Annotated in this window: 6 protein-coding genes, 1 tRNA gene and 1 rRNA gene; 6 read left to right on the top strand and 2 right to left on the bottom strand. The window is 70.8% G+C overall.

The features are described 5' to 3' along the window. Positions 1 to 97: ribosomal RNA gene (gene rrf / locus IF89_RS41000) — 5S ribosomal RNA — on the top strand; the annotation flags it as partial. Positions 98 to 102: 5 nt separating this feature from the next. Further along, positions 103 to 178, top strand: a tRNA-Thr gene (locus IF89_RS0126705). Positions 179 to 248: 70 nt separating this feature from the next. Here IF89_RS0126705 and IF89_RS0126710 read toward each other — a convergent pair. Together IF89_RS0126710 and IF89_RS0126715 are read right to left on the bottom strand one after the other, a co-directional pair. Beyond that, complete coding sequence (locus IF89_RS0126710; RefSeq protein ID WP_030773224.1) at positions 249 to 761, bottom strand: DinB family protein; 513 nt, start codon at positions 759 to 761, stop codon at positions 249 to 251. Positions 762 to 803: 42 nt separating this feature from the next. After that, entirely contained in the window at positions 804 to 3,389 is a 2,586-nt protein-coding gene (locus IF89_RS0126715; RefSeq protein WP_063831351.1) for a SpoIIE family protein phosphatase, read from the bottom strand. A gap of 167 nt (positions 3,390 to 3,556) precedes the next feature. Here IF89_RS0126715 and IF89_RS0126720 point away from each other — a divergent pair, with 167 nt between their 5' ends. The 4 genes from IF89_RS0126720 (at position 3,557) to IF89_RS0126735 (ending at position 14,053) form a co-directional block, all read left to right on the top strand. After that, a complete protein-coding gene (locus IF89_RS0126720; RefSeq protein ID WP_030773227.1) occupies positions 3,557 to 9,079 on the top strand; it encodes a HAMP domain-containing protein in 5,523 nt (1,840 codons plus the stop codon). A gap of 274 nt (positions 9,080 to 9,353) precedes the next feature. Then, a complete protein-coding gene (locus IF89_RS0126725; protein ID WP_030773229.1) occupies positions 9,354 to 10,037 on the top strand; it encodes a response regulator in 684 nt (227 codons plus the stop codon). Between the two features lie 115 nt (positions 10,038 to 10,152). Next, positions 10,153 to 12,936, top strand: a complete 2,784-nt coding sequence (locus IF89_RS0126730; RefSeq protein ID WP_030773231.1) for an FtsK/SpoIIIE family DNA translocase — start codon at positions 10,153 to 10,155, stop codon at positions 12,934 to 12,936. A 220-nt stretch (positions 12,937 to 13,156) separates the two neighbouring features. Then, positions 13,157 to 14,053 carry a helix-turn-helix domain-containing protein gene (locus IF89_RS0126735; protein ID WP_030773233.1) on the top strand — a complete coding sequence of 299 codons (897 nt, stop codon included), beginning with the start codon at positions 13,157 to 13,159 and terminating at the stop codon, positions 14,051 to 14,053. Positions 14,054 to 14,148 lie beyond the last annotated feature (95 nt).

Here is a 14,148-nt window from a genome sequence, read left to right on the forward strand (position 1 = left end):
GGAAACGCCCGGTTACATTCCGAACCCGGAAGCTAAGCCTTTCAGCGCCGATGGTACTGCAGGGGGGACCCTGTGGGAGAGTAGGACGCCGCCGAACAACCCGCCCTTTTAGCTCAGTCGGTAGAGCGTCTCCATGGTAAGGAGAAGGTCAACGGTTCGATTCCGTTAAAGGGCTCCATCAAAAAAGGCCCCCGCCAGCAGGCGGGGGCCTTTTTTGCGTTTCCGGCACAGCGCGGGCTGTCGGGCCGTCAGTAGTAGCCCTTCTCGCCGTCCACCAGCTCGCGTATCCCGTCCAGGTGGCCGGCATGGCGGGCGGTCTCCTCGATCATGTGGAGCAGGACCCAGCGCACCGATGCGGCACCGTCCTTGAACTCCGTGTTGCGGCCCGTGTCGTCCAACGAGAGCGACGCCACGATCTCGTTGGACACCCTGCACTGGCGGTCGTACTCCTCCAGCAGGCGGCCGAGAGGAATTCCGTCGACCTGCATGTCCGCGTCCTCCACCTCCCCGAACAGCGGATTGGTGTCGGACGGCCGGTTCAGCAGGATCACCTCGAACCAGCAGTGCTCGACCCAGCGCATGTGGGAGACGAGCCCCGCCGCCGTCATCATCGGGGAGGACGGCAGGACCGGGCGGTTGGCGTCCTCGTCGGAGAGCCCTTCGCACTTCCAGCGGATGATCGAGCGCTGCATGTCGAGCCAGCCCAGGAGCTGGGTGCGTTCGTCGGCGGTGTAAGCGGGGCGGGTACGGGGTGTCTGCATGGGCGCCGAGGCTAGCCCGAACGGGCCCCGGGCGCACCAGGATTAATCGCCCGTCCGAGGATGCGGGACGCGGAAGGCGAGGATGGCCATGTCGTCCGAAGCCGGCTCGGCCGCGAAGCGTTCGACCGCACGCAGGACACGGGAGGCGACCGCGCCGGCCGTCAGGCCCGTACACGTCGTCAGGACCTCCGTCAGGCCGTCGTCGCCGAGCATCCGGCTGCCCTCGCGCCGCTCCGTCACGCCGTCCGTGACGCACAGCAGGACATCGCCCGGGTCCAGGGTGACGGTCTGCTCGTAGAGGTCCAGGTCCTCGATGACCCCCAGCAGGGGCTGCGGCTCCGCCGCGGCATCGACCATGCCGTTCGGACGCAGACGCAGCGGGAGCGGATGCCCCGCACAGACGACCTTCATCAGAGCACTGCCGTCCGGCTGCGGGTGCAGCTCGCCGTAGAGGAGCGTGAGGAAGCGGCTGCGGGCGCCCTCGTCGAGGATGGCCGCGTTGAGGCGTTCCAGGACGGCCGGGCCGCCGAGGCCCTCCCGGGCCAGCAGGCGCAGCGCGTGCCGGGCCAGGCCGGTCACCGCGGCCGCCTCGGGGCCCGTGCCGCAGACGTCGCCGATGGCGAAGCCGTACGCCCCGTCGCGGATCGGGAAGACGTCGTAGAAGTCGCCACCCACCTCGTTGCCCTCGCCGGCCGCACGGTAGATGACCTCGACCTCGATGCCGGGGATGGCGGGGGAGCCCGGGGGCAGCAGGCTGCGCTGCAGGGACCGGCTGATCGCGGTGCGCTCGGAGTAGAGGCGGGCATTGTCCAGGGCGAGGGCGGCGCGGCGGGAGAGGTCCTCGGCGAGTTCGAGGATCTCCTGGCGGAAGTGCTCCTCCCGCGGTTTCCCGAGTGTGAGCATGCCGATCACGCGGTTGCGGGCGAGGAGCGGCAGGACCACCGTCTCACCGCCGACCGCGAGGGCGGCCTCCGGCCACGGGCGGGCGCCGGCCTCCCGGACCGGGTCGGGCGGGCTGACCCGGGACAGCAGTGCCTTCAGGCCGTCGATGCGGTCCTCGTCCTCGTGGAGGACATAGGAGAGGTACGGTTCCGATGACTGGTCGGCGATCGTGTAGACGGCGCACCAGGTGGCGAGCGTGGGGACGGTCATCTGGGCCATCAGGGCCAGCGTCTGGTCCCGGTCGAGGGTGCCGGCCAGCAGGTCGGAGGCCTCGACGAGGAAGGACAGCGAACCGCGTCGCAGCCGCTCCAGCTCACCGAGGCGCGCGGACTCCACGGCCAGCGCGATGCGGTCGGCGGCGAACTGGAGGTGCAGGGCCTCTTCGTTCGAATAGCGGCCGGGGCCTTCGGCGGCCACACCGAGGGAGCCGGTCAGGCGGCCCTCCACTTTCAGGGGCACGGTCACCGCGGAGCGCATGCCGGTCGAGTCCAGGAGCGGGACCGCCCCGGGGACGGCGACGAGGTCGTCGTGGACGGCGGGCATCCGGGCGGAACCGTAGCGGTTCGTGCCGGCCTCGACGGGAACGCGGGCGAAGCGCTGGCGGGTGGAGGGCAGACCGGTGGTGGCCCGGACCTCCAGCTCCGTCTCGTCGTCGGTGGCGAGGAGCAGGAAGGCGGCGTCGGCGTCCAGGAGGTCGCGGGCCCGCTCCACGGTGCGCTGCAGCAGGCCGTCGAGGTCGTCGGGGGCGGGTGAGCCGATGAAGACCTCGAACGGGTCGGCGGCACGAGGCTCGGCGAAGTGGGAGCTGTCCCCGGAGGGCACCCGTACGGGGCTCTGGAGGAGGGCGCGCTCGTCGTCGTGGACGAGCAGGCAGACGGTGGACGGCTCTCCGTGCGCGTCGCGGACCCGCAGGTGGGAGGCGTAGACGGGGATGACGCGGCCGTCGGAGCCGCGCATCCCGTAACTGCCCTCCCAGCGGGACAGGCGCAGCGCCTCCGCGATGCCGGTGCCGGTGCCGGGGGTCTGCGGCCAGGCGGCGAGCTCGGCGAGCGGGCGGCCCACGGCCTTCTCGGCGGGGTGGCCGAAGATGTGCTCGGCGTCCTCGTTCCAGGCGGAGACGGCGTCGGACGAGTCGATCTGGACGACCGCGACGCGGACCCGGCTGTCGGCGAGGGGGAGCATCCGGTCGGGGACGACGGGGCCCGCGGAGCGGGTACCGACCGGCCGGTCTGGGAGATCGAGGCGGAACCACACGTGCTTGTGGGTGCCGGTGTACTCCACGCCCCAGCGGGTGGCCAGGGCGGCGCAGAGCATCAGGCCGCGGCCGTTCTCGCGGTCGGGGTCGGCGTACGGGCGCTCGCCGGGGTGCCCCAGCGGCAGCTCGCGCTCCGGGTAGCGGTCGGCGACCTCGACCCGCACGCCGTCCTCGGTGCGCAGGCACAGCACCTCGGCGCGGGTGCCGGCGTGGACGACGGCGTTGGTGACTAGCTCACTGGTGAGGACGACCGCGTCGTCGATGATGTCCGCGAACCCCCAGCCCTGCAGGGTGTCGCGGACGAACGCGCGCGCTGCGGCGACCGAGCGCCCGAGGGGATCGAAGCTGGCAGCCGCCCGTGCCGTGATCACGAATCTCCTTCGACGCGGTTGGACATCGGTTGCCAGGTTACTTACCTTCGCGGACGGCATGGTGCCGTCGTCCGGGAATCCACTCGCAGGGTACGACCGGTGTGCGATGGTGCCGAAGTGTTATGGCCGGGTTCGGCCAGGGTGAAACACTGGGCAGGCTTGGAGTGCCGGCCTGTGCGAGTCAGGTGTCCGGTGGAACAGCGGTCGACCCTTTCGGGAGGGACACGGTGGAGTCTGGCGCAGTGGTGCGGCGTACGGGGACGCGGCCGAAGGGCGGGCGGTCCCGGCGCGGCGGCACGACCGAGGTCGATACCGCCGCGCTGAACCGGCTGCTCACGGCCCTGGTGTCGATGCGGGACGGAAACTTCCGCAAGCGGCTGACGGTGTCCGGCGAGGGCGTGATGGCGGAGATCGCCGCCGTCTACAACGAGGTCGCCGACCGCAATCTCCACCTGACCGGGGAGTTGTCCCGGGTGCGTCGGATGGTGGGCCGCGAGGGAAAGCTGAGCGAACGGCTGGAAACGGGCGCCTGCGAGGGCTCCTGGGCGGCCGCGATCGACGCCTCGAACCAGCTGGTCGACGACCTGGCCCGGCCGGTGTCCGAGGTGGGACGGGTGCTGTCGGCGGTCGCCGAAGGTGACCTGGACCAGCGGATGGACCTGCGGACGCAGTCGCCCGACGGCGTAGGGCACCCGCTGCGCGGGGAGTTCCTGAAGGTCGGGCGCACGGTCAACAACCTGGTCGACCAGCTGTCCGCGTTCACCGACGAGGTGACGCGGGTGGCGCTGGAGGTGGGCACCGAGGGGAAGCTCGGCGGTCAGGCCCAGGTGCGCGGCATGTCCGGTTCCTGGAAGGATCTGACCGACTCCGTCAACACGATGGCGTACCGGCTCACCGCGCAGGTGCGTGACATCGCCCTCGTCACGACGGCCGTCGCCAAGGGCGACCTGTCGCGCAAGGTCACCGTGCATGTGGCCGGCGAGATGCTCCAGCTGAAGAACACCGTGAACACCATGGTGGACCAGCTGTCGTCCTTCTCCTCGGAGGTGACGCGGGTCGCCCGCGAGGTGGGGACGGAGGGCGAACTCGGTGGGCAGGCCAAGGTGCCCGGGGTCGCGGGCGTGTGGAAGGACCTGACCGACTCCGTCAACACCATGGCCGGCAACCTGACGGCCCAGGTGCGCGGGATCGCCCAGGTGACGACCGCGGTCGCCAACGGCGACCTGTCGCAGAAGGTACGGGTCAGCGCGCGCGGAGAGGTCGCACAGCTGGCCGAAACGATCAATCAGATGACGGAGACGCTGCGGACCTTCGCGGACGAGGTCACGCGCGTGGCGAGCGAGGTCGGCGCCAAGGGCCTGCTCGGCGGTCAGGCGCAGGTGCCGGGCGCGGCGGGCACGTGGAAGGACCTCACCGACTCGGTGAACACGGTCTTCCGCAACCTGACGACCCAGGTGCGGGACATCGCGCAGGTCACGACGGCGGTGGCCAACGGCGACCTGTCGCAGAAGGTCACGGTCGACGTGGCCGGCGAGATGCTGGAGCTGAAGAACACCGTCAACACGATGGTCGACCAGCTCCAGTCCTTCGGTGCGGAAGTGACGCGGGTGGCCCGTGAGGTCGGCGTCGAGGGCGAGCTGGGCGGTCAGGCGCAGGTGCCGGGGGCGGCCGGGACGTGGAAGGACCTCACCGACTCGGTGAACACCGCCTTCCGCAACCTCACCGGGCAGGTCCGCAACATTGCGCAGGTGACGACGGCGGTGGCCAACGGCGACCTGTCGCAGAAGGTCACGGTGGACGTCTCGGGCGAGATGCTCCAGCTGAAGAACACCGTGAACACGATGGTCGACCAGCTGTCGTCCTTCGCCGACCAGGTCACGCGGATGGCGCGGGACGTGGGTACGGAGGGCCGGCTCGGCGGCCAGGCCCGGGTGGAGGGGGTGTCGGGCACCTGGAAGGAGCTGACCGACTCCGTCAACTTCATGGCCGGCAACCTGACCTCGCAGGTGCGTCAGATCGCGCAGGTGACCACGGCGGTGGCGCGCGGCGACCTGTCGCAGAAGATCGACGTGGACGCGCGGGGCGAGATCCTGGAGCTGAAGAACACCATCAACACGATGGTCGACCAGCTCTCCGCCTTCGCGGAGCAGGTGACCCGGGTGGCCCGGGACGTGGGGACGGAGGGCCGTCTGGGCGGTCAGGCGCAGGTACCCGGCGTCGCCGGCGTCTGGCGCGACCTGACGGACTCGGTGAACGGCATGGCGGGGAACCTGACCTCGCAGGTGCGCAACATCGCGCAGGTCGCCACGGCGGTGGCGCGCGGCGACCTGTCGCAGAAGATCGACGTGGACGCGCGGGGCGAGATCCTGGAGCTGAAGAACACGCTCAACACCATGGTCGACCAGCTCTCGAACTTCGCGGAGCAGGTGACCCGGGTGGCCCGGGAGGTGGGCACCGAGGGGATCCTCGGCGGCCAGGCCGAGGTCAAGGGTGTCTCCGGCACCTGGAAGGACCTCACCCAGTCCGTGAACTTCATGGCCAACAACCTGACCTCGCAGGTGCGCAACATCGCCGAGGTGACCACGGCGGTCGCCATGGGCGACCTCTCCAAGAAGATCACCGTCGACGCCAAGGGCGAGATCCTGGAGCTCGTCACGACGGTCAACACGATGGTGGACCAGCTGTCCTCCTTCGCGGAGCAGGTGACGCGGGTGGCGCGCGAGGTGGGCACCGAGGGCATCCTCGGCGGCCAGGCCCGGGTCCGCGGGGTCACCGGCATCTGGAAGGACCTCAGCGACAACGTCAACACGATGGCTGGGAACCTGACGGCCCAGGTGCGCGGGATCGCCCAGGTCTCGGCGGCCGTCGCCAACGGCGACCTGACGAAGAAGGTCACCGTCGAGGCGCGCGGCGAGGTCGCGCAGCTCGCCGACACCGTCAACACGATGGTGAAGACCCTGTCGTCGTTCGCGGACGAGGTGACGCGGGTGGCCCGCGAGGTGGGGACGGAGGGTCGGCTGGGCGGCCAGGCGCACGTGCCCGGGGTCTCGGGGACGTGGAAGGACCTCACCGACTCGGTGAACTTCATGGCCTCGAACCTCACCGGGCAGGTGCGGCAGATCGCCATGGTCACGACCGCCATCGCCAAGGGCGACATGACCAAGAAGATCGACATCGACGCGCGCGGGGAGATCCTGGAGCTGAAGACGACCATCAACACGATGGTCGACCAGCTGTCGTCCTTCGCCGACCAGGTGACGCGGGTGGCCCGCGAGGTGGGTACCGAGGGCATCCTGGGCGGCCAGGCACGGGTCCGGGACGTCGACGGCACCTGGCGGGACCTGACGGAGTCCGTGAACGAGATGGCCGGGAACCTGACCCGGCAGGTGCGCGCGATCGCGGCCGTGGCCACCGCGGTGACCCGCGGCGACCTCAGTCTGAAGGTCGACGTGGACGCGGCGGGCGAGATCCAGGTCCTCCAGGACAACATCAACACGATGATCGTCAACCTGCGCGACACCACCCTGGCCAACAAGGAGCAGGACTGGCTCAAGGGCAACCTGGCCCGGATCTCGGCGCTGATGCAGGGCCGCCGCGACCTGGACGACGTCGCCTCGCTGATCATGAGCGAGCTGACCCCGGTGGTCTCCGCGCAGCACGGCGCCTTCTTCCTGGCGGTGCCGGCGGGCGGCACCCCCGAGATCGGGACGGAAGGGAGCGCGGAGGGCTCGTACGAGCTGCGGATGCGCGGGAGCTACGCGTACGCCGGCGGCGCCATGCCCATCTCCTTCCGGCCGGGGGAGGGGCTGATCGGGGCGGTCGCCGAGGAGAAGCGGACGATCCTCGTCGAGAACACCCCGCCCGGCTACCTGAAGATCTCCTCGGGTCTCGGGGAGGCCCCGCCGGCGCATGTGATCGTGTTGCCGGTGCTCTTCGAGGGGAAGGTGCTCGGCGTCATCGAGCTGGCTTCCTTCACGCCCTTCACGCAGATCCAGAAGGACTTCCTCAGCCAGATCGCCGAGATGATCGGCACGAGCGTCAACACCATCAGCGTCAACTCCAAGACGGAGATGCTGCTGAAGCAGTCCCAGGAGATGACCGAGCAGCTGCGCGAGCGCTCCGACGAGCTGGAGAACCGGCAGAAGGCCCTGCAGGCCGCCAACGCGGAGCTGGAGGAGAAGGCCGAGCTGCTGGCCCAGCAGAACCGGGACATCGAGGTGAAGAACACCGAGATCGAGGAGGCGCGGCAGGTCCTGGAGGAGCGTGCCGAGCAGCTCGCGGTCTCGATGCGCTATAAGTCCGAGTTCCTGGCGAACATGTCGCACGAGCTGCGCACCCCGCTCAACTCGCTGCTGATCCTCGCCAAGCTGCTCGCCGACAACGCGGACGAGAACCTCTCGCCGAAGCAGGTGGAGTTCGCCGAGACCATCCACGGCGCGGGCAGCGACCTGCTCCAGTTGATCAACGACATCCTCGACCTGTCGAAGGTCGAGGCCGGGAAGATGGACGTCTCGCCGACCCGGATCGCGCTGGTCCAGCTCGTGGACTACGTCGAGGCGACCTTCCGGCCGCTGACGGCGGAGAAGGGCCTGGACTTCTCGGTGCGGGTCTCCCCCGAGCTGCCCGCCACCCTGCACACCGACGAGCAGCGGCTGCTGCAGGTGCTGCGGAACCTGCTGTCGAACGCGGTGAAGTTCACCGACACCGGTGCGGTGGAGCTGGTGATCCGGCCCGCCGGAAACGACGTGCCGCCGGAGATCCGCGAGCAGCTGCTGGAGGCCGGTTCGCTGCGGGAGGCGGACGCGGACCTGATCGCCTTCTCGGTGACCGACACCGGAATCGGCATCGCGGCGAGCAAGATGTTGGTGATTTTCGAGGCGTTCAAGCAGGCCGACGGGACCACGAGCCGCAAGTACGGCGGCACCGGACTCGGGCTGTCGATCAGCCGGGAGATCGCCCGGCTCCTGGGCGGCGAGATCCACGCCGCCAGCGAGCCCGGCCGCGGCTCGACCTTCACGCTGTACCTGCCGCTGCACCCGAGCGAGCTGCCGCCCCAGGGCTACGCGCCGCCCACGCCCGGCGGTGCCCGCGGCGAGCTGTACCGCCGGTCCCTGGACGGGGCCCGGCCCGGGCTGCCGGTCCTGTCGGCCGGGCCGACGGCGGCGCCGGCGGCGCAGCCGGGGCCCGCGTCGCCCGAGCCGCAGGCCGCAGGCGCGGGGCAGAGCGGCGGGACCGGGCTCTTCCGACGCCGGCGCAAGGCGCTCAGCGACCTGGAGCCGCGCACGGCCGTACCGGGCCAGCCGAACGCGGCGGGCGTCGAGGACGGCTGGGCGGCCGCGGAGGAGGAGCTCCCGGCGGCGCGGACGTACGGCTTCCGCGGTGAGCGGGTCCTCATCGTGGATGACGACGTCCGCAACGTCTTCGCGCTCACCAGCGTGCTGGAACAGCACGGCCTGGCGGTGCTGTACGCGGAGAACGGACGGGAGGGCATCGAGGTCCTGGAGCAGCACGACGACGTGAAGGTCGTGCTGATGGACATCATGATGCCCGAGATGGACGGGTACGCCACGACCTCGGCGATCCGGCGGATGCCGCAGTTCGCGGGTCTGCCGATCATCGCGCTGACGGCCAAGGCGATGAAGGGCGACCGGGAGAAGGCGATCGACTCGGGTGCCTCCGACTACGTCACCAAGCCGGTCGACCCGGACTACCTTCTGTCGGTGATGGAGCAGTGGATGCTCGGGAAGTGACAGCTGGGGGACCGGGCGCGCACCGGTCCCTGACGCACGGTGGCCGCAGCGGTGCGGGAGGGCGGGAAACGGGGAACCTTCTGCTCTCCCGCCACGTTTCTGCTTCGTGCACAGTGACATCTTGGTGACAGGGTGTGGCGATCTCGGGACTGGGGCTACGATGACCGGCACAAGGACGGACGGCGCACGGGTGTCGTCCCTTGGGGCGGGGCCCGGCGCGCAGGCCGGTGCCCAGAGCCGGGGAGGCCCCATGCCGGGGCGAGGAGGACAGGGCATGGTGCAGAAGGCCAAGATCCTCCTGGTCGACGACCGGCCGGAGAATCTGCTGGCGTTGGAGGCCATCCTCTCCGCGCTCGACCAGACACTGGTCCGGGCGTCGTCGGGGGAGGAGGCGCTCAAGGCGCTGCTCACGGACGATTTCGCGGTCATCCTGCTGGATGTCCAGATGCCGGGCATGGACGGATTCGAAACGGCCGCGCACATCAAGCGGCGCGAACGCACCCGGGACATCCCCATCATCTTCCTCACCGCGATCAACCACGGTCCGCACCACACCTTCCGCGGTTACGCCGCAGGTGCGGTCGACTACATCTCCAAGCCGTTCGACCCGTGGGTGCTGCGGGCGAAGGTGTCCGTCTTCGTGGAGCTGTATACGAAGAACTGCCAACTGCGCGAGCAGGCGGCGCTGCTGAGGCTCCAGCTGGAGGGCAGCGGTGCGAGCGGCGTGGACGCGGGCAAGGAGACGGCGGGCCTGCTGGCCGAGCTCTCCGCACGGCTCGCGGCGGTCGAGGAGCAGGCCGAGGCGCTGACCAAGCAGCTCGGCGAGGATTCCGCCGACGCCGGGGTCGTGGCGACCGCGGCCCACCTCGAACGCAAACTGACCGGACTGCGGCGGGCGCTGGACGCGCTGGAGCCCGGGAGCGCCGGAGGGCCTGCGGCCCTGCCCTCGCAGAACTGACCACACGCAGGACCGGCTTGGCGAAGCGTCAAAGCCCCCACTCCGCCGGCGACACGAACGGGTGAAGGGGTGGGCACGCGTGTCCACCGGCGCGCGCACCGGTAACCTCGGGCCCATGGCCTCACGTACGTCCGGCAAGGGTTCCCCGAGCACCGCGAAGGGCCGCACCGGCCGTACGGCGGCGCCCGCCAAGAAGGCGGCCCCCGCACGCAGGCCCCCGGCGAAGAAAGCCGCCGCGGCCAGGCGCGCCCCTGCCAAGAAGGTCGCGGCCAAGCCCGTGCCGTCCCCGACGAGCGGCGTGCTGCGACTGGTGCGGGCCCTGTGGCTGGGCTGCGCGCACGCGGTGGGAGCCGTCTTCCGCGGGATCGGCCATGGGGCCCGGAACCTCGACCCCGCCCACCGCAAGGACGGCGTGGCGCTGCTGCTGCTCGCCCTCGCGCTGATCGTCGCCGCCGGTACCTGGTCGAACCTGAGCGGTCCCGTCGGGGACCTGGTGACGATGCTGGTCACCGGCGCCTTCGGGCGACTGGACCTGCTCGTTCCGATACTGCTCGGCGTCATGGCGGTACGTTTCATCCGCCACCCCGAGCAGACCGACGCCAACGGGCGGATCGGCGTCGGGCTGTCCGCCCTCGTCATCGGCGTCCTCGGCCTGGTCCACATCGCCTGCGGGGCCCCCGGCCGGGACGAGGGGACCACCGCCATGCAGAACGCGGGCGGGCTCATCGGCTGGGGCGCCTCGAAGCCGCTGATCTTCACCATGGGGGCGCCGCTGGCGGTGCCCATGCTGGTGCTGCTCACCGTCTTCGGCCTGCTCGTCGTCACCGCGACCCCGGTCAACGCGATCCCGCAGCGGCTGCGCCGCCTCGGCATCAGGCTGGGGATCATCGCCCCGAACGAGTACGACGAGGGCTACGGGGAGGACCTGGGCGGCGCGGCCCGGCACGACCCGGAGCAGTGGCGGGCGCGGTCCGGAGTCGGCGCGGGCCCCGGCGACCCCGCGGACGGAGCAGAGGAGGAGGCGCTTGCGCGACGGCGCCGGCCGCGCAGGACCGCCGCCCGGCCGGCCGCGGACCGCGGGATGGACGCCGTCGACGTGGCCGCGGCAGCCGCCGCGGCGCTGGACGGCGCGGTCTACGGCGGGATGCCGCCCTCCCCGCTCGTCGCCGACCTCACGCAGGGGATCACCGGTGAGCGCGACGGCGTGGAGGTCACCACGCCGGTGCCGACCGCCCGCGGCGGACGCCCGGCGGCGCCCGCAGCGCCCGCACCCGCGGCACCCGCGCCCGGCGCGGACTCCGCGCAGCCGCCGCACGCCACCACCGCCGCCGCCTCCGGGACGCTGGCCGTGCCCGACCTGACGAAGGCCCCGCCCCAGGCCCAGCCGCTGCCGCCGCGCGCCGAGCAGCTCCAGCTGCGCGGGGACATCACGTACGCGCTGCCCTCGCTGGACCTGCTGGAGAAGGGCGGGCCCGGCAAGACCCGCAGCGCCGCCAACGACGCGGTCGTCGCCGCCCTGCGCAACGTGTTCACCGAGTTCAAGGTGGATGCCGACGTCACCGGCTTCACCCGCGGCCCGACGGTCACCCGCTACGAGGTCACCCTCGGCGCGGCCGTGAAGGTCGAGCGGATCACGGCCCTGACCAAGAACATCGCCTACGCCGTGGCCAGCCCCGACGTACGGATCATCAGCCCGATCCCGGGCAAGTCGGCGGTGGGCATCGAGATCCCCAACACCGACCGCGAGATGGTCAACCTGGGCGACGTCCTGCGCCTCGCGGACGCGGCGGAGGACGACCACCCGATGCTGGTCGCGCTCGGCAAGGACGTCGAGGGCGGCTACGTCATGGCCAACCTCGCCAAGATGCCGCACGTGCTGGTCGCCGGCGCCACCGGCTCCGGCAAGTCCTCCTGCATCAACTGCCTGATCACCTCGATCATGGTGCGGGCCACCCCGGAGGACGTCCGGATGGTCCTCGTCGACCCCAAGCGGGTGGAGCTGACGGCGTACGAGGGCATCCCGCACCTGATCACGCCGATCATCACCAACCCCAAGCGCGCCGCCGAAGCGCTCCAGTGGGTCGTGCGCGAGATGGACCTGCGCTACGACGACCTGGCCGCCTTCGGCTACCGGCACATCGACGACTTCAACCAGGCGATCCGCGAGGGGAAGATCAAGCTCCCGCCCGGCAGCGAGCGGGAGCTCAACCCCTACCCGTACCTGCTGGTGATCGTCGACGAGCTGGCCGACCTGATGATGGTGGCCCCGCGCGACGTCGAGGACTCCATCGTCCGCATCACCCAGCTGGCCCGCGCCGCCGGCATCCACCTGGTACTCGCGACCCAGCGGCCCTCGGTGGACGTGGTCACGGGCCTGATCAAGGCGAACGTGCCCTCACGGCTCGCCTTCGCCACCTCCTCCCTCGCCGACAGCCGCGTCATCCTCGACCAGCCCGGAGCCGAGAAGCTCATCGGCAAGGGCGACGGGCTGTTCCTGCCGATGGGGGCGAACAAACCCGTTCGCCTCCAGGGCGCCTTCGTGACCGAGGACGAGATCTCCGGGATCGTCCAGCACTGCAAGGACCAGATGGCACCGGTCTTCCGGGACGACGTCACCGTGGGCCAGAAGCAGAAGAAGGAGATCGACGAGGACATCGGCGACGACCTCGACCTGCTGTGCCAGGCGGCGGAGCTGGTCGTCACCACGCAGTTCGGCTCCACCTCGATGCTCCAGCGCAAGCTGCGGGTGGGCTTCGCCAAGGCAGGGCGGCTCATGGACCTCATGGAGTCGCGCGGCATCGTCGGCCCGAGCGAGGGTTCGAAAGCGCGTGACGTCCTGCTGAAGGCCGACGACCTGGACGGGGTCCTCGCGGTCATCCGCGGCGAGACGCATTCGTAGCCGTTTGGCGGGCAACCGTTTCCCTTGGGGCCGCGTCAAGTTGAAGAGAGGTGGCGGCCCCGCGCACGACGTCCTGCACGACGTGGGACCGCCACGCCGGAGGGGACCCTCCCGCGCCATTCGGATGGCGTAGGAAGAGCACCCTCCGGTTGCTCCACCCTTTCGTACCCCCCCTAGACTGGACCTCCACCAGGTGGCTACACGCTCGAAAGGCGCCCTTGTGTCCATCGGCAACTCCAACTCCCCCGAAGAAGAGCGGCCTTCGACCGACGACCGGTCCGAGGACCGTCTCGTCGAACGTTCCGTCGAAGAGCCGTCCATCGGGACGGCCCTCAAGAAGGCCCGTATCGCCGCCGGGCTCACAGTCGACGAGGTCAGTTCCACCACCCGCGTGCGCATCCCGATCGTGCACGCGATCGAAGAGGACGACTTCACGCGGTGCGGCGGCGACGTCTACGCCCGCGGTCACATCCGTACGCTCGCCCGCGCCGTCCACCTCGATCCGGAACCCCTGGTCGAGAGCTACGACGCGGCCCACGGCGGCCGGCCGGCACCCACCCCCGCCGCGCCGATGTTCGAGGCCGAGCGGATCCGTCCCGAGCGGCAGCGGCCCAACTGGACCGCCGCCATGGTCGCGGCCATCGTCGCCGTCATCGGCTTCGTGGGCTTCACCGCCTTCAGCGGTGGCGACGCGAAGGAAAAGCGCCCGGTGGCGGAAGGATCCGCCTCCGCCAAGCCCGCACCCAAGCAGAGCGGCGGCACGCCGGCCGCGCAGCCCTCACAGGCTCCGACGGCCCCCAAGCCGGAGCCCTCGAACAGCGCCATCGCCGCCGCGCCCAAGGACCTCGTCACGGTCGTCCTGACGGCCGACACCGGCGAGAGCTGGATCTCCGCGAAGGACTCCACGGGCCGGCTCCTCTTCGACGGCACCCTCGTGCAGGGCGAGTCGAAGACGTTCACGGACAAGGAGGCCGTCGACCTCGTCCTCGGCGACGCCGGGGTCGTGAAGCTCTTCGTGAACGGCAAGGAGATCAAGGACGATTTCCGGCCCGGTCAAGTGGAACGCCTCACATACACCAAGGAGGACCCCTCCCGGGACCAGCCGCAGGCGGGCTGACCGAGGGGCCGCCCCCGGGCGGAAGGCAGGGACCGGGATCCCCGGGGTGCTCCGCGCACCCCGGGGATCTTGCTGTTCGGGGGCCTTGCGGCGGG

It is taken from the genome of Streptomyces sp. NRRL F-2664 (genome assembly GCF_000719345.1).
GTDB lineage: Bacteria > Actinomycetota > Actinomycetes > Streptomycetales > Streptomycetaceae > Streptomyces.

What these genes read in the sequence shown, in the direction of transcription:
- IF89_RS0126710 (WP_030773224.1), bottom strand. Translation starts at nt 761, where the DNA reads ATGCAGACACCCCGTACCCGCCCCGCTTACACCGCCGACGAACGCACC.
- IF89_RS0126715 (WP_063831351.1), bottom strand. Translation starts at nt 3,389, where the DNA reads ATGCCGTCCGCGAAGGTAAGTAACCTGGCAACCGATGTCCAACCGCGT.
- IF89_RS0126725 (WP_030773229.1), top strand. Translation starts at nt 9,354, where the DNA reads ATGGTGCAGAAGGCCAAGATCCTCCTGGTCGACGACCGGCCGGAGAAT.
- IF89_RS0126730 (WP_030773231.1), top strand. Translation starts at nt 10,153, where the DNA reads ATGGCCTCACGTACGTCCGGCAAGGGTTCCCCGAGCACCGCGAAGGGC.